This is a genomic window from Streptomyces sp. NPDC054757 (assembly GCF_053612185.1).
The window spans coordinates 212889-232182 of sequence record NZ_JBSHBW010000004.1 but is presented as its reverse complement, the minus strand read 5'-3'; the positions used below and the strand labels follow the sequence as shown (position 1 = coordinate 232182).

Genomic DNA, 19294 nt, shown 5'->3' with positions numbered 1-19294 from the left:
ATTAATACTCGCTGGAACGAGTCAAGACCACATCACATACGTATTATGTCGTTGGCGACATAATACGGTCGACCGCATGATGGATCTGCATGTGATCGAAATGGAGCCGGAGGTACGCAGATGGCTGGAGCTCGTTCCCATCAAGCACCACCGAAAGGTGGAGGAGTACGCGGAGCTGCTCGCCACCATGGGCGTCCGGACTCCCATGCCCTTCGCCCGACCGCTATGCAACGGCGTTTACGAACTGCGCCCCACGCTCGACGGGCAGGCCACGAGAATCACCTACTGGTTCGCGCCCGGGCGCCGGATCGTGCTCCTCACAGTCTTCCGCAAGACACGGATACACGAAAAGGAACAAGTCCTCCGCGCCGTGGCCGCTCGTAACACCTGCGAGGGTGAACACAGCCCGGCCCACCGGGCGTACACGCGCGGCGAGAAAAATGAGAAGGGAGACACCTCATGAATCACGCTCGATGGAAACTCGCCCAGGAACGGGAACTCACCGAGGGATACGTCGAGTCACCGGAGGCCGCAGCCGACCGGGCCGAGATCCGGCTCGCGATGGCCTTCGCCAAGGCCACGTACGACCGGCGCCGGGAACTCGGCCTGTCCCAGGCGGAAGTCGCCGATCGCTCCGGCCTCACCCAGGCCAAGATCTCCCGCGTCGAAGGCGCCGACGCCGTACCGACACTGCCCCTGCTCCAACGGCTCGCCCGCGCGCTCGACGCCTCGCTGAACATCGCGCTGGACGAGGACCACGAGGAGGTCGTGTTCGTCGCTCACCCGGCGGCGTGAGACTCGCACTCCGCCGGTCCGGGTGCGGAATCCTCCGGTGAGGCGGCCGTCCCGGCCTGCGACAGCGCGGAACCCGGGAAGAAACGCCGGGCGGCCAGGGCGACGTAGACCAGGCCGATCAGGGCCGGTACTTCGATCAGCGGGCCCACGACCCCGGCCAGCGCCTGGCCCGATGTCGCGCCGAATGTCGCGATGGCGACCGCGATGGCCAGTTCGAAGTTGTTGCCCGCCGCGGTGAAGGCCAGGGTCGTGGCCTTCGGGTGGCTCAGGCCGACCGCGCGCCCCAGCAGCATGGATCCGGCCCACATCACGGCGAAGTACACCAGCAGGGGCAGGGCGATCCGTACGACGTCGAGCGGCCGGGAGGTGATGGTGGCGCCCTGGAGCGCGAAAAGTACGACGATCGTGAACAGCAGCCCGTACAGCGCGAAGGGACCGAGGCGCGGGATCAGCCTGGACTCGTACCAGGCCCGCCCCTTGGCCCTCTCGCCGATGCGGCGGGTGAGGAATCCGGCCAGCAGCGGGATACCGAGGAAGATCAGGACCGAGCGGGCGATGTCCCAGACCGAGACGTTCAGCCCGGTCTGTTCCAGACCGAGCCGACCCGGCAGTACGGAGAGATAGAACCAGCCCAGGAGGCTGAAGGCGACCACCTGGAACACCGAGTTCAGCGCGACCAGGACCGCTGCGGCCTCCCGGTCGCCGCAGGCCAGGTCGTTCCAGATGATGACCATGGCGATACAGCGGGCCAGCCCGACGACGATCAGACCGGTCCGGTACTCGGGCAGGTCGGGCAGGAAGATCCAGGCCAGCGCGAACATCAGGGCCGGTCCGACGATCCAGTTCAGGACCAGGGACGGGATCAGCAGCCGGCGGTCGCGGGTGACCGTGTCGAGGCGGTCGTAGCGGACCTTCGCCAGCACCGGGTACATCATCACGAGCAGGCCCAGGGCGATGGGCAGCGAAACGCCGGTGACCGTGATCCCGGCCAGGGCCGAGCCGAGTCCCGGAACCGCGCGGCCGAGACCGAGTCCGGCGGCCATCGCGAGCAGGATCCACACCGCGAGGAAGCGGTCGAGGAACGAGAGCCGCGCGGCCACCGGCCCCGCGGACCCGGCCGTACTGGTCGCCTCCGCGCTCACGAGGCGGCCCCGGTGGATGCGGTGCCGGTGGGTGCGGTCCCGGCGGGCGTGGCCCCGGTGGGAGCGGTCCCGGTGGATGCGGTGCCTGCGGGCACGGTTCCGGCGGGCACGGTCCCGGTGAGCGGCTGTCGCCCGGTGGGGCGGGCAAGGATCGCGGCCAGACGGTCGGTCATGTCCGGCAGCGGCCGGTAGTACACCCACGTCCCCCGGCGCTCGGAGTCGATGAGCCCGGCCTCGCGCAGCAGTTTCAGGTGGTGGGAGATGGTCGGCTGGGACAGCTCGAAGGCCGGGGTGAGATCACAGACGCAGACCTCACCGCCCGCACGCGAGGCGATCATCGACAGCAGCCGCAGCCGTACCGGATCCCCCAGCGCCTTGAACACCTTCGCCAGATCGGCGGCCTGGTGCTCGTCCAGCGAGGCGGTCAGCAGTGTGGGGCAGCATCCGTCGGCAGCGCCGTCCTGCCCGGCGTTCGCGGCCTCTTGTTTCGACATCCTTCTATATTGATGGGCCTCGATACAACTCCGCAACCTTGCAAGACGCGGCCTTGGAGAGTTCAACCTCGGATCACGCCCCGGGCCGCACCCCGGGCCACGCCCCACACCGTGACCTACTCGCCGACCGCCTCCCCGGCAGTCGCGCCCGCCCGCCCGGCCGCGGCCCTCCGGGTGCGCAGGACCGCCCAGCCGACGAGTGCCGCGGCCACAGCGGTGAGCACCAGGCCGGCGGTGGTGACCGCCTCGTGGAATTCGGTGGTCTGTTGTGTGCTCCAGTGCCTCGCGGTGATGTTGCCGCTGAACACCGCGGCGAGCAGGGTGCCGCTGACAGCGATGCCGATACCCGATGTGACCTCGGTCGCGGTGTCGGTGAGGGCCGCGCCGACCGTGGTCCGGTTCTTGGGCAGGCCGCGGAGCACAGTGACCCCCGCGACGACGCCGACCACCCGCAGCCCGGCCGCCACCAGGACGAGGGCGACCGCCACCGCCACGTAACCGAAACTGCCCAGCAGGCTGTAGACGGCGAGCCCGGACACGACCGCCGAAGCGCTGAGCCAGGCGGCCCGGTCGAGGCCGACCCGTTGCACGAACGGGTTGACGAACGCGCCGCCCGCGACCAGGACCACGACCTGCGGCAGCATCCCGACTGCGGCGAGGCCGGGCGACCACCCCCAGTCGAGCTGGAGTTGCAGCGTCACCAGGTAACCGAGCCCGGCGGTCGCGAGACCGGCTGCGGCCTTGTGGGCGAGGCCGCTCGAAACGAGGGGGTGGGCCACGAGCCTCAGGTCGAGGAGCGGATGGCGTGCCGTGCGCTCGCGGAGGAAGAAGAGCACCGCCGCCGCCACGGCCGCGGCGGTGGCCGCCCATGGCTCCCACGAGCCGGCGCCCTCGTTCACGAACAGGGTGGGCGCGAGGAGCGCCGCCACGATCGTGGCCGTGCCCAGCACCGCGCCGGGGATGTCCAGCGGGGCGCGATTGAGGTCAGCGGCTTCGTCCGCTGCGATACCCGCCCGTACGCCGATGAGGGCGAGTACCGCGATCGGTACGTTGACCAGCAGCAGCACCTGCCACGGGGCGATCGTCAGCACGAAGCCGCCGACGGTCGGGCCGATCGCGAGACCGACCAGGCCCACGGTCGAGATCAGGGTCGTCGCCCGGATGCGCAGGCTGTCCTCGTCGAACAGCCGGAAGGCCAGCGCCATCGACCCCGGCGTCGTCATCGCCGCCGCTACGCCCATCCCCGCGCGGACGGCGATCAGTTGCTCAGCGGTGGTGACGAAGGCGGTGGCGAGGCTCGCGACGCCGAGCAGTACCAGGCCGATGAGCATGATCCGGCGCCGGCCGAACCGGTCGGCCATCGCGCCGAAGGCCAGCATCAGCCCGCCGAACACGACCCCGTACGCACCTGTCACCCACTGGAGCCCGACCGTCGACGCGTGCAGCTCGTGGCCGATCGTGGGCAGTGCGACGTTCAGGATCGAGTTGTCCAGCATCTCGAACAGGAACACGGCCGACAGCCCGGCCAGCGCCACCCACGCCTCGCGCAACGAGCCCGGCGACCGGGTCGGACGGGGCGGCCCGGACGACCGGGGCGGGCGCGACGGGCCGGAGGTGCCGTGGGCCGCGGGCGCGGGTCCGGGTCCGGGTCCGGGTCCATGGGAAGTTCTCACGAACAGCCACCTAAGATATAGAGTCGTATCTTACGGCCGTCAGAGTAGGGCGCCAGAATAAGATAGGCAAGTCTATCTAGAAGAGATCCGGGAAGGATCCGTTCAAGGGAGGTGCGGATGCCCGAGCGGCGCCGCGGACCGGCACTGGAGAAGGCACTCCTCGACGCGGCCTGGGAGGAGCTCACCGAGAACGGCTACGCCAGATTCACCATGGACGCCGTCGTCCAGCGCGCGGGCACCAGCCCCCCGGTGCTCTACCGCCGCTGGTCCGACCGCGACGAACTCGTCTCGGCAACCATCGTCCACACCCTCAAGCAGGCCCGCCTCGACATCCCGGACACGGGAAGCCTGCGGGAGGACGTCCTCACCCTCATGCGGAACATCAACGCCACCCGGGTCCAGCTCATCACCGTCATGAGCGTGCATCTGGCCGGCTACTACCAGGGAACCGGCGCCAGCCCCGGCGACCTCATCGCCGCGGGGCGCGAGGGCCGGGGCGACCTGCTCTTCGAACGCGCCGTCGCACGCGGCGAGGTCAGGCCGGAACTCCTCACCGAACGCATCAAGTCACTCCCCTTCGACCTGCTGCGCCACGAAGTCCTCACGACATTCGCCCCGGTGCCCGACCACGTACTGGAGGAGATCGTCGACACGGTCTTCCTGCCCCTGGTGACATGACCGCCCCGGGGGCCCTCTCTTAGGCTGCGGGGCCCCCTTGGCCTCGGCCTCAACCCCCACCCCACAGCCGCGGGGCGATGCGGCAGAAGATCGCTGCGGCATACCGAGCGGCATACGGCGAGGGCGATGACTGAGGCGCTGGGGGCCGGGGCACGTGAACTCGCGGGGACACGCAACTCGGCCTCCCCCGGACAGTCGCTCAGGGACACCGGCGCCCCATCTTCGCCGACTTCCGGTTGTACCCCTTGGTGTCCCACCACTCCTCCAGCAATGTACGCACTATGTGCACGAGTTGCTGAAGCCGTTCGGGGTCCGGGGCGGGCGAGGTAAGCACATCCAGAAATGACTTGTCGTCCCAGGGAAGAGTGAATTCCCAATGCTCGTCCGAGAGCCCTTTCCTTCCGACAGTGAGCCAGTACGTCAACGTCACACTTCTGTCCGGTCGGTGGTCAACCGAAAGACCAGTGACGTTGAACCTGACTTTCCCCTCACCGGTCGTGTAAGAGCGGGCCAGAGCCTGCTCGGCCGGCGTTTGGGCCGTCATGGACACCGCCACCCTTCCACCGCAGCCACGGCACTCGAAGCCGGCACGGCTCACTGATCTCAGCCTGCCCCGGCCCCGCCCCGGGGCTCAAGCCCCGTGCTCCGAGCCCTCTTCACAGTGATGGGGAGGAGGGGTTGATACCCACCCAACCACCCTCCCCGCGCGCCTGGTTGACTTTTCGTGACCGACTTGCGACGGACGGTCGTCAGGCTCTAGCGTGCTGCTCACAGAACGTGAACGGCCCCGGTCGGTGCGCCAACACCGGCTCCGGGGCCTGACCAACCAGATCGAATCGAGCGATCCATGGCTGACAGCCACCTTAATCCTGCCCTCCGCACGCCGCACACCCCGCCGCACACCCCGCCTCACCCGATGGCCAATCCGGGATACGGAAAGCGCTCCGCGCCCGGGCAACGCCCGCACAGTGCAACGGATTTCGCACATCTGCCGCCCCGCGAAGCGTCCATCGCCGCGTATGTCGACCGGCTGCCGGACGGGTCGGACATCTCGGTCAAGACGCTCGCGAAGGTCCTCCCGTACGGTCAGTGCGCCCTGCGCACCGCGCTCAACGCCCTCCAGCGCGCCGGGCATCTGCGCCGGGGCAGCGAGCACCTGATCGGGGCGGACAGTGCCCGGTGGGTGACGCGTACGTGGTTCTCCCGCACCGCCCGCGACGACGCCTGGTGGGCCGCCTTCACCGCGGGTGACGTGCCGGAGGATTCACCGCCACGACAACGGCCCTCCCGGTCAAGGGCGTTCATCCTGCTGGCCGCACTCGGCCGCACCGCGCCCTCGCTGACCCTTTCGGCGGCGGACTGCGCGGCGCTTGAGCCGCTGGCCGCCACGTGGTTCGACCGTGGCGCCACCGAGCCGGAGATGCTGCACGCCCTGACCTCCGGGCTGCCCACCCCCGTACACCGCGCCTCCGCTCTCGTACACAGGCGGCTCACCGACAAGCTGCCGCCCGAGCGCGCCCCGCAGCCCCCGCCCGTCCCGCGCCCGGCTCTGCGCGTCCTGGAGTGCGGAAAGTGCGGGGCGCCGGGGCGGCCGGATGCGCTGCCGGGCGGTGAGTGCGCGGAGTGCCGGGGTGTGGCCGTACGCCGTCCGGCCGCGCTGCCCCCTGATCACGTCCGTTCCCGCGCCGCCGAGGCGCGGGCGGCGCTGACCCGTCCACCCGAGAGGACCCGCAGATGACCATTCAGCTCACTCGGCCCCGGAACAGGGCACGATGGAGGGGAGGAGGCGACGCCATGACCCCCAGCACCGCTGATCACGCCCAGGACCACGCCCAGATGTCCGTCGAGGACTTCGAGGAGCTGGCCCGCCACGCTCCCGAGACCGTGGCACTGGAATTCATCAACGGAAAGCTTGAGGTCAAGCCCGTGCCCGACGGCGACCACGGAGAAATCATCATGTGGCTGCTGCGCCAGTGCATGCAGCAGCGGCCTGAACTGGGCCTGTATCCCGAGCAGGGACTCAAGGTCGAGTCCTACCGGCGGGGGCGGGCGCGGCTGGACGGTGCGCTGGCACCCACCGGACACTTCGCCGGCCAAGGGGAGTGGGCGCTGCCCAACGGCATCCTCATGGCCGTGGAAGTCACCTCGCACGACGCCGACACAGATCTCCGTGACCTCGTGGAGAAGCGCGACGGTTACGCGGCCGCCGGCATTCCCGTCTACCTTCTCGTCGACCGGGACGCGCAGGATCTGGTCGTCTACAGCGAACCGGACCGGGGCGAGTACCGGACCCGTACCTCTCACGCCTACGGCACCACGGTCACGCTGCCCGCCCCCGTCTCGATCACTCTGGAGACCGGGAAACTCAAGGAGTACGTGGCCTGACCGGTCCCGCGGCGGGCACCATCTGACCGGCGACGGCCAGGACCCGCCCCCGGCCGTCGCCGTCACAGGCGGGTGACCGCCCGCCGACCTTCGACCGTGATCTCTGCAAGGCCCGCATCGCAGTCGGACGCTGTTTCGCTGGCTCAAGCAGTTCCGCAGGATCGCGACGCGCTCGACGAGCGGGCGCACGCCTCGTGGCGGAGTACGCCTCCCTCAAGGACTGTCCCGTAGGCTGCTTCAGCGGGTGACCATGAGCCTGCGGACGCCGTAGTTGGTGCCGGTGAAGTCCATGGGGACCTCTGCGATCGGGGCGGCCAGGCGCAGGTTGGGGAAGCGCCGGAAGAGTTTGGGCAGTACCGTCTTGAGTTCGGCGCGGGCGACGTTCTGGCCCAGGCACTGGTGGACGCCGTAGCCGAAGGCGATGTGGCGGGTCATTCTGCGGTCGATGTCGAGGGCATCGGGGTTCTGGAAGGCGCGGGGGTCGCGGTTGGCGGCGTTCATGGCGGCTACGACCAGGTCGCCCTTCTTGATCTTGGCGCCGGCGATTTCCAGGTCTTCCTTGGCGACGCGGCCGAGTCCGAACTGGACGATGGTCAGGTAGCGCATCAGCTCCTCGACCGCGGTACCGATCTTCTCCGGGTGCTGGATGAGGTCGTCGCGCTGCTCGTCGTGGGTGAGGAGGGTGAGGGTGGACAGACCCATCATGGCTGCGGTGGTGTCGTGTCCGGCGAACAGCAGCAGGACACCGATGCCGATGAGCTGCTTCTCGGTCAGGACGGCGTCGTCGCCCTCGGCCTTGCCGATCAGTTCGGCGAGGATGCCGTCGGTGGCGCCGGTGCGGCGCTTCTCGGCGACCAGTTTGGTGATGTAGTCGATCAGCCAGTGACCACCCGCGTCGCGCTCTTCCCGGGTCCTGGCCACGTCCATCATGGCCATGGTGGCGTGGTGGAAGCCGTCGCGGTCCTCGTAGGGGACGCCGAGGAGTTCGCAGATGACCAGGCACGGGACGGGCAGGGCCATGGCCTCGACGAAGTCGAAGGTCTCGGGGCCCGCGGCGATGGCGTCCAGGTGCTCGTCGACCACTCGGTCGATGTAGGGCTGGAGCTTGTTCTGCACGGCCTTGGGGGTGAAGCGGGCGGTGAGCAGTCGCCGGTAGACGCTGTGGTCGGGCTCGTCCATCATCACGAAGACCGGGTCGAAGGGCGCGCTCTCGCCGGCTTCGTCGACCTCGCCCTCGGGGGTGTCGTGGCGCGGTCGGCGGGCGCTGAGTCGGGGGTCGCTGAAGACCTGGCTGGCTTCCTCGAAGCGGGTGGCCAGCCAACCTGTGGTGCCGTTGGGGAAGCGGACGTTGAGGATGGGCTGGTCCTCGCGCAGCTGGGTGTACTCCGCCGGCGGGTCCAGGGGGCGGTGGGGTGCGCGGGTGACGGGCTGGCGGACGAGGTTGTCGGTCACGTGGTCTCCTGCTGGGTGTGGTCGTTGATGGCTGCGGTGATGCCCGCGTGGGCGGCGGTGGCTTTGCACCAGCCGGTGTAGGCGGCCAGGTGGAGCGCCGCTTCCCGCAGCTGCTCGGGGGTCAACTCGTCGTTGATCAGTCCGCCGCGGGCGATGATCTGGATGAGTTCGGGGCGGCCGACCGTGGCGGCGACGCCGAGGGTGAGCAGTCGGCGGTCGCGTACGGACAGCCCGGGGCGGGACCAGACCTGGGCGAAGAGGTAGCTGGTGGTCTGGTCGGTGAACGGGTCTCCGCTGGGCTCGGCCGGGATCCGGGCGCTGAAGCCGGGGCCGTAGACGGCGTCCATCATCTCCAGGCCGGACCGGTGCAGACTCTCCTGGCTGTCCTCGGCTGCTTCCTCGGGGGCTGCCGCCCCCGGCTCGTCCGGTGAGTCGCCGGCACGGGGCTCCTCTTCCAGTTGCAGGGTCTGGCGCATGCCCGCCCGGGTGGCCTCGATGAGGGGAACGTCGAGCCCCAGGGCGGCGGCGAGGTCGCGGGCGGCGGCGAGGTCCTTGGCCATCAGTGGCTCGACCTGCCGGCCGACGGCCTCGGGGAGCAGTCCTTCGGGGTCCTGGAAACGCAGGAGTTGGAGGAGGGTATGGCCTTCGGGGTCGGAGGTGTCGATGACCTCGGCGAGCCGGTCGGGGTTCACGCCGGCGGCTCGGGCCAGGGCGGACGCCTCGTGGACGGTGCGCCAACTGCCGTACGTGACGACGTTGCGGGCGATCTTGGTGGCCATGCCGGCGCCCAGCGGTCCACAGTGCACGACCTTCTTCGCCCAGCCCTCAAGCACCGGCCGCGCCGCGTCCACGGTCGCTTCGTCGCCGCCGACGATGGCGACCATGCCGTTCTCGGCGGCCCTGTCGCCGGGGGTGACTCCGCAGTCCAGGAAGCCCACGTTCCGCTCGTCGCAGAGGGCGGCCAACTCGTGGACGACCGGCAGCGCCACCGTGGCCTGCAGGACGATCACCAATCCCGGACGGGCAGCCGACAGCAGGCCGTCCTTGCCGCCGATGACCTCGCGGGCCTGGTCGGCGTTGACGACGGCGACCATCACCACGTCGCTGCTCCGCGCCACCTCGGCAGGCGAGCCGAGCGGTGCCGGGACGCCCGCCAGGTGCGACGAGGCGTCCGGGCGGATGTCGTGGACCGCTGGGGTGCGTCCTCGCCGGGCCAGGCTGACGGCGACCCCGCCGCCGATCATTCCCAGGCCGACCACACCGGCCCGAAGCTCGTCCGTCATGCCGCGCTCCCCACTTCGAAAACGGCCGCATCGGCGACCTGCGTCCGGTAACCGCGCAGGGCGCGCACCATGTTGACGCCGACCGCCGCGCAGACCCGGCCCCTCTTCGCGTAGAGAGCGATCAGCCTGCGGTCGGTGAGACCGCCTTCGACGATCCGTACCTCGTCGGCCCCTCGGGTGCGGCCGTAGATCTGGATCTTCAGGTCGTACTGGTCGGACCAGACATAGGGCACCGAGTCGAAGGGCCGCGCATGTTCCGGGCCGGCCAGGATGTTGCGGGCGACGGTCAGGCCCTGCTCGGCGGCGTTCGTGCGGTGCTCGATACGAATCGGCTCATGGGTGCGCGGGTGCAGCCAGGAAGCGACGTCGCCCGCGGCCCACACACCGGAACCGGCGTACAGCGTGGCGTCGCACTCCACACCGTTGCCGACAGGGACGCCGCTGCCGGAAAGCCACTCCACATTGGGCTGAGCGCCGATGCCGACCAGGACGGCGTCGGCGGCGATGGTGCGACCGTCGGCCAACCGCACCCCGCCGGCCCGTCCCCCGTCGGTGAGGACCTGACCGACCAGGGCGCCGGTCTCGATGTGTACGCCGTGCTCGGTGTGGACCGCACGGAGCATGGAACCCAGCTCGTCTCCGAGCACGTCGCCCAAGGGCTGTGCGGTGTCGGTGACGAGGGTGACCTCGCAGCCCAGGCCGCGGGCCACGGCCGCGGCCTCGGCTCCGACGAAGCCACCGCCGACCACCACCAGATGCGGCGTGCCCGCCAGGGCCGCGCGCAGGGCGAGAGCGTCCTCCACAGTGCGCAGGGTGTGCACACCGGCCACGCCCTCTGATCCTGGCAGACGCCGGGCCCGCGTGCCGGTGGCCACCACCAGTGCCTCGTAGTCGGCCTGGCCGCCGTCGGCCGTGGCGATCCGGCGTTCCCTGGTGTCCAGCGCGACGGCCGGCGACCCCAGACGCAGGTCCACCCCGAGTGCTTCGACGGCGTCCGGGCCGCGCAGCCGCAGACGGCCGGTCTCCCACCCGCCGGACAGCAACTGCTTGGACAGCGGCGGCCGGTCGTAGGGGAGATGCACCTCCTCACCGATCCACGTGATCGGTCCGGCGTAGCCCTCGCGGCGCAGTCCCTCCACCACGCTCAGGCCGGCCGCCGAGGCGCCGACGACAGCGACCCGGGAGGGGCCCGGGGTGGTCACTGCTCCACCTTGATCACGGCAGCCGGGCAGAGTGCGGCGGCCTGATGGACGTTCTCCTCCTGCCCGGCCGGCGGGTGGGGGTCGAGCAGGACCACGACGCCGTCGTCGTCCCGCTGGTCGAAGACGTCCGGCGCGGCCAGGACGCACTGGCCGGCGCCGCAACACTTGTCGAAGTCGATGGAGATGTTCATGGGAAGCCACCTCGGTCAAGCCCCTCACCAGGGGCGACACGGTCGAGTAGCCAGGACAGGGTTTCGTTGCCCTAGTCACCTAACTTAGTTCAGTGAGCACTGTACTCGCGCCGCCGGGGAACGCAACCCGCCCCAAGTCGTATGGCTGAAAAGGGAAGTCGCGCGCTCGTGACAGGTACGTTCTCGACTCGGCGCGGGCGAGCGACTACGCGTCGCCCCGCTGCACGCCGGACAGGATGGCCTTGATGTGGCGGGACGCGGCCGTCTCCCCGGGGGCGGCAGGAAAGGCGGGTGACGGGCCCGGCGCCGGGGCGACCAGCGAACCCAGCAGACCGTCGGCCAACTGGAGCGTGAGAGCTTCGGTCGAATCGTCATGGAACATGCTGTGGTGCAGCGAAACGATGCCGTGCAGACCCGCCCACAGCGTCTGTGCCGCCTGCTCGCAGGGCAGGGACAGCACATACCCCGCCTCGCGGCACCCCGAGAACCCGGACCTGAGGCCGGCCGAGACACGGCGGGCCGGGTGTCCGCTGACCCTGGAGACCGCGACCGTCGGCTGCCGCACCTCGAACATCAGCCGGTAGTGCCCGGGGTTGTGCAGCGCGAACCGGCAGTACGCGTGCGCCTGAGCCCGCAACGGCTCTCGGGGGTCTGCGCTGTCGCAGTCATCGGCGGCGCCTGCCATCCTGGCCGCGAGGTCGTCGTACTTGTCCGTCAGCGCCGCCCACACCAGCTCCGCCTTGTCGGCGAAGTGCAGATAGATACTCGGCGCCGCGATCCCCACCTCCGTGGCGACCGCCCGCATCGTGAGCTTCTCCGCGCTGCCCCACTCCGCCAGCAGGTGGTTGACCGCGGCCAGAATCTCCCGGCGGAGCTGCTCACCCTGCCCCCGCCGGCTGCGATCCCTGCTGCCGCGCCTGACCGGCTCTGTCCTCGCCATCGGTGACTACCTCCGAGTCCGAGCCTATGCCGTCGGCCGCGGGCACGTGACAGGCACAGAGCAGCCGCGTAACCCTGCGGGTCAATACACCTAGGTGTCGCATGTCAGTTCCGCGACGGTGCGCTCCAGCCAGGCGCGGTCGGCCTTGCTGGTGGCGTGGGCGAGTTGGAGCATGCCGTGGCGGAAGCGGTCGATCATGTCGCGGGCGCGCAGTGGGCGGCCGTCCTCGTAGAAGTAGCTGCCGGGCTTGTCCATGAAGGCGAGGCGGCGGCGCAGTACGTGGGCCTGGTCGGCGGGGCTGGGCAGTTGGCCGAGGAAGGCGAGCAGGACGAAGAAGGAGTCGCGGTCGGTGATCTCGATTTCGGCGGGATCGCGCAGGCGGCGCAGGAGTTCGGTCCGGCCGGACGCGGTGAGGGTGAGGACCTGACGAGGGGTGGCGCGTTCACCGGGCTCGGTGTGGCGGGTGAGCTGCCCGGCGGCTTCGAGACGCTTGATGGCCGGGTAGAGAGCGCCGTCGCTCACGGGGCGCACGTGGCCGCTGAGCCCGGAGATACGGGCGCGCAGGTCGTACGCGTGCAGGGGTTCCTCGTTGAGGAATCCGAGGATGCAGAGGGTGAGCACCGGGCCTCCGAGGTGCGTACTTCGTGGTCGTCGTAGCTGCCCAGGGTAGCCGCACGACATGTTTTACCTCTAATAGAGATACCTCTGTTAGAGTCAAACCCATGACCACGGCAACCACACAGCACTTCCGCACCCCGGACGGCATACGGCTCGCCTACATCGACCTGGGAGGCCCAGGCCGCCCCGTCCTCGCCCTGCACGGCGCCTACGGGCGTGGCCGTTCCCTGCTCGGGCTCGCCGACCACCTCGGGTCCGGATACCGGCTCATCGCACTCGACCAGCGCGGACACGGCCTCTCCGACCACCCGGACGACTACGGGCGCGAGGGCTACGTCGCGGACGCGGCGGCGCTCGTCGAACACCTCGGACTCGGCCCTGTCGCGATCGTCGGGCACTCACTGGGCGGCATCACCGCCTACCAACTGGCCGCCAGACGGCCGGAACTGGTATCGGCCGTGGTCGTGCTGGACTTTCCTGCGGAGTACCGGGCGCCGATGGGCGACGATCAACTGCGAGCGCTGCCGACGCACTTCCCGAGCATGGGCGCGATGCTGGACGCGCTCGCGTGCGTGGACGAGCCCCGGCACTTCACCGAGAGCGCCGTCGAGGAACCGGAGGGCTGGCGGTTCCTCTGGCAGGCGGATGCCGTCCAGGCCGCCAAAGCCGGTGTCCGGGGCGACTGGTGGGACGACTTCACCGCAGCCGAGCAGCCGCTGATGGTCGTACGAGGCGAACGCAGCGCGGTCGTCCCCCGCGCCCACGCGGAGGAGATGGTCCGCCGTCGGCCCGGCACGGAGGTCGTGACGATCGACGGCCACCATGACTTCTACCTCACGCACCAGACGGAACTGGGCGTCACCGTACGGGAGTTCCTGGACCGCGCCGCACCACACCGCGCCGCACCGGGGGCGGTGTGACGCGGTCCCCCGGGTTCCGAGGATCCGGGTGCCCGCGTCACGGCCCTACGAGCACGGCGGATCATACGGCGTGTCCGGCACATAACGGGCCCACTCCTCGCGGGTGATGACGTCCCCGGTGCTGAGGCACATCACCCTGATCAGGTAGTCGGGATCGGTGTTCCAGACGGTCGCCGAGTCGCCCATCGAGCCCAGCAGCGGGGGGCCTTGACCCGCACCGCTGTAAGAGAGCGGCGAGCTTTCCAGATCATCGCCGTACGAGAAGGCGCCCAGGAGATGCACGGAGGACGGGTTCCCGGCGTCCCAGAGTGCGATGTGGCTCTTGGCCGAACCGGTCGGGGTGTCGAGTTGTGCGCCGATCGCCAGGGCGAGCGTGCTGCCGTCCGGGCTGAACGCGATACCGGTTCCGGAGCTGCCGGTCCTGGCCACCGTCGGTGGTCCGGACAGCCGGTCGTGGCCGACCTTCCAGAAGCGGGTGACACCGGCCGAGTCGGCGACGGCGAGTACCCGCCCGTCGGGGCTGAAAGCCGACTGGGAGAGGGCGGCCCCCGAGGTGAGGCGCTGGGTGGGCAGCGCGACGGGATGGCCGCGGTCCGAGACGTCCCACTGGAGCAGGGTGTCGGCCGTGTTGGCGGTCAGCAGCCGGCCGTCCGGCGAGTACCGGACGTAGAACACGTCGCCGGGCAGGCTCACGAGCTTGCGGGGGTGCGCGGGGTCGCTGACGTCGAAGAGCCTGACGGCCGGGCCATGGGACGCGGCCGGGCGGTAGTCGTTGTTGTCGGCGATGGCGAGGGTCTTGCCGTCCGGGCTGAACTGCGCGTCCTCCAGGCCGTTGGTCAGGTCCTCCCTGATCGTGCCGACCGGTTTCGACTTGGGGCGCCGGGTGTCGATGAGCCCGATCACCTGCTCGTCCCCCGACTTCTCACTGAGGGCGAGGATCCGGCCATCGGGGCTGAACGCCGCGCCTTCCGATCCGATGTCGCCGCTGCCGGGCAGGTTGGCCAGCAGACGGTGGTGCGCGACGCCTCCGGTGAGATCCCGGAGGATGCCGTAATTGGCTCCCTGGACGAGGAAGAGACGCCGCTTGCCGCCGCTGAAGAGGGTGCTGTACTGGAAGCCGCTCGGCTTGACGCCGAAGGTGGCCGCGGCCCCGATCCTCGGCGCGTCCTCCACGTACCAGACCTGGATGCCCTGGGTGCCCGCCTGGAACAGCTGGTGGCCACGGGCGCCGAAGAGCGCCGGGCCCTCCGCCCCGTGCACGTCCGCCGTACCCGCCCGCTCACTGCCGAAGGTCAGATGGGACTGGTCCTTGGCCATCACCCACAGCTGCAGACTGCCCTTGCAGGTGAGCGCCAGAGTTCCACCGTCCGGGCTGAACGCCGTGGTCACCTGGGTGTTGCTCTGGCACGCGGCCGAGTGGATCGAGTCGAAGCGGCTGGCCGATGCCAGGGATACGGGGTGCGCCGGATCCGTTACGTTCCACAGCCGCAGGTCGGTCTTCCGCCCGTCGCCGGGGCCCACCAGCCGTCGCCCGTCCGGAGTGAACGCCAGGCGGTGCAGCGGCATCCTGGCGAGATCGGAGTCCGCCTTCGCACCGGTCAGCGTGGCGAGTGCGGACGAGCGTGCCCGGCCGTCCGGGTGCCAGAGCCGTATCTTTCCGTCGGCGCCCGATGTGGCCAGCAGATGTCCCTGCCCGGACGGCGCGAAGACGACGGAGTCGACCGCACCCGTCTGACCGGTCAGGGTCCGGGAGAGGCGGACCGCGCGGGGATCGGAGACGTCCCAGATCCGCACGGCGCCCGAGGACGAACCGACCGCGAGGAGCCTTCCGTCCGGGCTGAACGCCACCGGGTCGACGCTGCCCGCCGGACGCACCCCGGGCAGTTCGACCGGGCGTAGCCGGGAACGGTCCTGGACGGCCCAGAGCCGTACGGCCCCCTTCGACGAAGTCGCCGCCAGCAGACGGGAGTCGGGCGACAGGGCGAGCGCGCCCGCCCCCGGCAGACCGGCGCCGCCCAGCCGGTGGCCCTGCATGTCGGAGAGCACCACGGAGTTGCCGGTCGACCGGGCCAGGGTGCGTCCGTCGTGGCCGACCGCGAGGTCCGTCACCGGCTGATCGGCGCCGAAGGTCCCCTGGGTCTCCAGTCCGGCGAACAGCGTCGCGGTTCCGGCGCCGGGGTCCAAGTGGTAGGCGGTCATGCTGAGTTGCTTGGCGAGCCCCGACTGTGTTCCGCGCAACTCGTCGGCCTCGGCGGCGACCAGCCGGGCCACCGCGTGGTTGCGCTGGGCGACGGCCTGCCGCTGGAACACCCCGGCCGCCACCCCGCCGGTCGCGGCGAGTACGGCCAGGGCGGTGAGGGCACCGACAGCGGTCCGCCGCAGCCGCCTGGCGCGCCGCTCGCGCCGCGCCGATGCGTCGAGGAACACCAGCAGCGCAGAGTCGGCACCGGGAGCGGAGTCCCCGGCCGGACCGGAGCCCCGGGCCGCACCCGTGCCCGCACCCGCAGCGGGCCCCCCGGCCGGACCCGTGCGCGGACCGGAGCCCGCGCCTGAAACGGAGCCCGCATCCGAGCCCGAGCCCGAGCCCACGCCCGAACCGGAGCCCGCATCCGAGCCCGAGCGCACGCCCGAGCCCGAGCCCGAGCCCACGCCCGAACCGGAGCCCGCACCCGGACCGGAGCCCCCGCCCGACCCCGCGCCCGACCCGAAGCTTGCGCCCGGCCCGACACCCCCGCCCGACCCCGCGCCCGCACCCGCGCCGCCGCCCGGCCCCACCCCCATCGCGCGCCCGGCGGCCTCCCGGGCGCTCGCCAGGCGGGCACCGCGGTAGAGGAGCGAGGGGTCGTTTCCCGCCCGGTGCCAGGCGGCCGCGTCGGCCGCAATCTGCTGGCGGACGCGGAGCCACTCGCGGTCCTCCGCGACCCACTGCCGCAGCAGCGGCCAGCCGCGCAGCAGGGCGTCGTGGCTGATCCGTACGGTGTTCTCGTCCAGCACCAGGAGCCGGGCGTCCGCCAGTTCGCCCAGCGCGCGCTCCGCCGCCGCCGGGTCGGCGAGGCCGTCCAGTACGGCGCCGCGGTCGGCCGGACGTACGGTGTCGACGGAGTCGTCGTCGACCCGGACCAGGCGCGGCAGCATCCGGCGCACCGCCTGCTGCCCCGCCTCGTCCAGTCGCCCGTACACCCGGTCGGCGCTGGTCGCGATCGCCTCGGTGACACCGCCGCTGCGCTGGTACCCGGCGAACGTCAGGCGGGCCCCGCGGCGCCGGCGCCAGGTGGCCCACAGCGTGTGGGACAGCAACGGCAGGATGCCCGCCGGCCCTTCGGGCAGATGGGCGCCGCCGAGTTCGTGCAGCAGGAGGTCGACCAGCCCCTCCTCGAAGGAGAGCCCGGCGGCCGCCGCCGGTGCCTCGACCGCGGCCCGCAGTTCGTCGGAGCGCAGGGGACCGGCGAGCACCTGGTGGTGCTGGAGCGTGTCGGCCAGTTCGGGCAGGGTCTGCGCCTGACCGTAGAAGTCCGCGCGCAGCGCCAGCACGACGAGCGCGCCGCCCGCTGCCGCCCCGCCGAGCGCGCTCAGGAACAGCTCACGGTCCCGCTGCGAGCGGCAGAACGTGAACATCTCCTCCAACTGGTCGACCACCAGGGCCGTTCCGCGCCCGGCCGCCCCCTGCCGTACGGCGTCGGCCGCTGCCACCGATGCCGAAGCGGGGTCCGTACGGAGCGACGCGGCCTCCGTGTGCAGGATCCCGGCGAGCGCGCGCACCGGATCGTCGCCGGGTGACATCACCTCGTACCGCCAGCCCTCGGAGCCGGGCAGCTGCGGGCTGCCGCCCTCCCGGGCCCGGGGCAGCAGACCGGCGTGCAGCAGGGAGGTCTTGCCCGCCCCCGACGGGCCCACGAGCACCAGCGGCCTGGCGTCCGCCAGGGCCCGGGCGGCGGCCCGCAGCACCTCGTCGACCAGGCGCTCCCGCCCGTGGAAGTAGGCGGCGTCGGCCTCGGTGAAGGATTCCAGACCGAGGTACGGGCTGCGGCCCGGGGACTGAGGCGGCTCCTGCCGGGCCGGATCCCGGCCATCCGCTGCTCCGTCCGCTGCTCCCTCCGCCGCTCCGTCCGGCGCTCCGTTCTGCGGGCCGGGCTCGTCGGCGGCCGGGGCGGGGGCGGCCCGGTTGGGGGCGATGACCAGGGCGCCTGAGCGGTCCCCCGCCTGCCGCCGGGGGCGCGGGCCGCCACGGGAGTTGAGGGCGCGGAACAGATACTCGTACACCGCGTCGAGCGTCAGCAGCGGCGGGCCGAGCGGGTCGCCCTCGTCGAGCAGCCGGATCAGCTCACCGGTGAACGCCGGGTACTCGGCGTCCTGCGGGGCGAGCGCGAGCTGTTCGGCCGAGCTGAGGACGTACATACCGTGCGCGGGCGGCAGCGCCACGGACGACTGAGTACGGCTGCCGAGGTCGGCCCGGCCGGAGAAGCAGCAGTCGAGCACGACAACGACGGACGAGGCGCGGCACGAGGTGAGCGCCTCGCGGACCGCGGACACCGGGAGGGCCTGGTGGGCGGCGAGCCCCGGGGTGAGGGCGTCGGTGGACCGGGCAGCGAGGTACAGCTCGTCGCCCGGACCGATGAGCCCGTGCCCGACGTAGTGGATGAGCAGGGTCGTCTCGGCCAGTTGGGCCTCGTGGGTGATGGCCTGGGCCATGCTCTGCGCGTCCGGCAGGTCGATGGCCGTACGGAGCCGGTCGGGCGGCACCCCGCAGACGTCGAGCAGCCGGGTACGCAGCGCCTCGACGGCTCTCGGTACGGAGGGGACCGAGGTGAGCGTCGGCCCGTCGTGGGTGCCCGTACCGATGAGCAGCACCCGGACTCCGGCGCCGGACAGCCCGGTCACGGCCGGACACCGGCGCCGTCGGGATCTTCCGGGGTGTCGCCGGGAGGGGCCGGCGGGGCGTCCAGCGCGCGCGCCGCGTCCTGTACGAGGGACCTGAGCTCCTGGTCGCCGAGCAGCCGCACCCGCTGGGCGGACAGCTCGACGGACGCGCCGTCGGGGCGGGTGACCTTGACGGTGACGTCGCTGCGGTGGCCGCGCAGCCATGACACGAGCGCGGTGACCACTCCGGTCGCCGCACCGCCCTGGCCCAGCGCCACCGCGAGCGCGTCGAGAACGGGCCCGAGCGTCCCCGGGACCGGTGGCCGCTCCTGCGGGGTCACCCGCCCGCGCAGCTCGTCGACGCCGAGCAGCCACTCCAGGATCGCCCTCAGGTCGCCGCGCCCTTCCCCGTCAGCCGTCACCCGCAGATCCATGCCAGCCCCCTCGCGATGGTCGACCACGCGTGTCAACCCTAGCGAGGCAACTCACCATGCACACAGCAGTTTTGAGGGGTATTCGAGCCAAGAACGCCCGAGGGCGGTACCCCTCCGGGAAGGGGTACCGCCCTCGGTCCGTACTGCTTGCCGTACGTGCCGTACTACCGGCCGTACTGCTTGCCGTGCCGGCGCCCTGATGGTTGCCGTACGGCGTCTGGAGCAGCCGA

General features: G+C 71.2%; 18 protein-coding genes. 6 read left to right on the top strand and 12 right to left on the bottom strand.

The window, feature by feature from the left end; all coding sequences use genetic code 11:
* Positions 1-76 precede the first annotated feature (76 nt).
* Together ACWGKJ_RS08050 and ACWGKJ_RS08045 are read left to right on the top strand one after the other, a co-directional pair.
* Positions 77-463: a type II toxin-antitoxin system RelE/ParE family toxin gene (locus ACWGKJ_RS08050; protein ID WP_385019388.1), complete on the top strand. Its 387-nt coding sequence runs from the start codon at positions 77-79 to the stop codon at positions 461-463.
* Positions 460-795 (top strand): helix-turn-helix domain-containing protein, encoded by a 336-nt coding sequence (locus tag ACWGKJ_RS08045; protein WP_385019391.1) that lies wholly within the window; start codon positions 460-462, stop codon positions 793-795. The genes ACWGKJ_RS08050 and ACWGKJ_RS08045 overlap by 4 nt, the downstream gene beginning before the upstream one ends.
* On the opposite strand, the gene arsB is transcribed toward ACWGKJ_RS08045, so the two are convergent.
* The 3 genes from arsB to ACWGKJ_RS08030 all read right to left on the bottom strand — a co-directional run bounded on the left by arsB (position 780) and on the right by ACWGKJ_RS08030 (position 3981).
* Complete coding sequence (gene arsB / locus ACWGKJ_RS08040) at positions 780-1937, bottom strand: ACR3 family arsenite efflux transporter (RefSeq protein WP_385019393.1); 1158 nt, start codon at positions 1935-1937, stop codon at positions 780-782. The two genes, ACWGKJ_RS08045 and arsB, sit on opposite strands and share 16 nt — an antisense overlap.
* Complete coding sequence (locus ACWGKJ_RS08035) at positions 1934-2431, bottom strand: ArsR/SmtB family transcription factor (protein ID WP_385019395.1); 498 nt, start codon at positions 2429-2431, stop codon at positions 1934-1936. The genes arsB and ACWGKJ_RS08035 overlap by 4 nt, the downstream gene beginning before the upstream one ends.
* Positions 2432-2547: 116 nt before the next feature.
* Positions 2548-3981: an MFS transporter gene (locus ACWGKJ_RS08030; RefSeq protein ID WP_385019397.1), complete on the bottom strand. Its 1434-nt coding sequence runs from the start codon at positions 3979-3981 to the stop codon at positions 2548-2550.
* A 240-nt stretch (positions 3982-4221) separates the two neighbouring features.
* Between ACWGKJ_RS08030 and ACWGKJ_RS08025 the strand changes: the two genes are divergently transcribed.
* Positions 4222-4782 carry a TetR/AcrR family transcriptional regulator gene (locus ACWGKJ_RS08025; protein WP_385019399.1) on the top strand — a complete coding sequence of 187 codons (561 nt, stop codon included), beginning with the start codon at positions 4222-4224 and terminating at the stop codon, positions 4780-4782.
* 199 nt (positions 4783-4981) lie between these two features.
* Here ACWGKJ_RS08025 and ACWGKJ_RS08020 read toward each other — a convergent pair whose 3' ends face one another.
* The gene (locus ACWGKJ_RS08020; RefSeq protein ID WP_385019401.1) at positions 4982-5326 is read right to left on the bottom strand and encodes a hypothetical protein; all 345 of its coding nucleotides are present in this window, start codon (positions 5324-5326) and stop codon (positions 4982-4984) included.
* Positions 5327-5698: 372 nt separating this feature from the next.
* Here ACWGKJ_RS08020 and ACWGKJ_RS08015 point away from each other — a divergent pair, with 372 nt between their 5' ends.
* Complete coding sequence (locus ACWGKJ_RS08015) at positions 5699-6520, top strand: hypothetical protein (RefSeq protein WP_385019403.1); 822 nt, start codon at positions 5699-5701, stop codon at positions 6518-6520.
* Positions 6521-6576: 56 nt separating this feature from the next.
* Positions 6577-7167 carry a Uma2 family endonuclease gene (locus ACWGKJ_RS08010; protein ID WP_385019405.1) on the top strand — a complete coding sequence of 197 codons (591 nt, stop codon included), beginning with the start codon at positions 6577-6579 and terminating at the stop codon, positions 7165-7167.
* Positions 7168-7404: 237 nt separating this feature from the next.
* On the opposite strand, the gene ACWGKJ_RS08005 is transcribed toward ACWGKJ_RS08010, so the two are convergent.
* From ACWGKJ_RS08005 to ACWGKJ_RS07980, 6 genes are all read right to left on the bottom strand, one after another.
* Positions 7405-8619: a cytochrome P450 gene (locus ACWGKJ_RS08005; RefSeq protein ID WP_385019407.1), complete on the bottom strand. Its 1215-nt coding sequence runs from the start codon at positions 8617-8619 to the stop codon at positions 7405-7407.
* Positions 8616-9902, bottom strand: coding sequence for an NAD(P)-binding domain-containing protein (locus tag ACWGKJ_RS08000; RefSeq protein ID WP_385019409.1), 1287 nt, complete (start codon positions 9900-9902; stop codon positions 8616-8618). The genes ACWGKJ_RS08005 and ACWGKJ_RS08000 overlap by 4 nt, the downstream gene beginning before the upstream one ends.
* Complete coding sequence (locus ACWGKJ_RS07995) at positions 9899-11104, bottom strand: NAD(P)/FAD-dependent oxidoreductase (protein WP_385019411.1); 1206 nt, start codon at positions 11102-11104, stop codon at positions 9899-9901. The genes ACWGKJ_RS08000 and ACWGKJ_RS07995 overlap by 4 nt, the downstream gene beginning before the upstream one ends.
* Complete coding sequence (locus ACWGKJ_RS07990) at positions 11101-11295, bottom strand: ferredoxin (RefSeq protein WP_385019413.1); 195 nt, start codon at positions 11293-11295, stop codon at positions 11101-11103. The genes ACWGKJ_RS07995 and ACWGKJ_RS07990 overlap by 4 nt, the downstream gene beginning before the upstream one ends.
* A 205-nt stretch (positions 11296-11500) precedes the next feature.
* Positions 11501-12235, bottom strand: coding sequence for a TetR/AcrR family transcriptional regulator (locus ACWGKJ_RS07985; protein WP_385019415.1), 735 nt, complete (start codon positions 12233-12235; stop codon positions 11501-11503).
* A gap of 90 nt (positions 12236-12325) precedes the next feature.
* Positions 12326-12856 carry a PadR family transcriptional regulator gene (locus ACWGKJ_RS07980; RefSeq protein WP_385019417.1) on the bottom strand — a complete coding sequence of 177 codons (531 nt, stop codon included), beginning with the start codon at positions 12854-12856 and terminating at the stop codon, positions 12326-12328.
* A gap of 101 nt (positions 12857-12957) precedes the next feature.
* Between ACWGKJ_RS07980 and ACWGKJ_RS07975 the strand changes: the two genes are divergently transcribed.
* Positions 12958-13773 (top strand): alpha/beta fold hydrolase, encoded by an 816-nt coding sequence (locus tag ACWGKJ_RS07975; RefSeq protein ID WP_385019419.1) that lies wholly within the window; start codon positions 12958-12960, stop codon positions 13771-13773.
* Between the two features lie 45 nt (positions 13774-13818).
* Here ACWGKJ_RS07975 and ACWGKJ_RS07970 read toward each other — a convergent pair whose 3' ends face one another.
* Both ACWGKJ_RS07970 and ACWGKJ_RS07965 read right to left on the bottom strand, forming a co-directional pair.
* Positions 13819-18651: a caspase, EACC1-associated type gene (locus ACWGKJ_RS07970; protein WP_453315690.1), complete on the bottom strand. Its 4833-nt coding sequence runs from the start codon at positions 18649-18651 to the stop codon at positions 13819-13821.
* On the bottom strand, positions 18648-19064 hold the full coding sequence (locus tag ACWGKJ_RS07965) for an effector-associated constant component EACC1 (RefSeq protein ID WP_453315689.1): 417 nt from the start codon (positions 19062-19064) through the stop codon (positions 18648-18650). Before ACWGKJ_RS07965 ends, ACWGKJ_RS07970 begins: the two co-directional genes overlap by 4 nt.
* Positions 19065-19294: the final 230 nt, after the last annotated feature.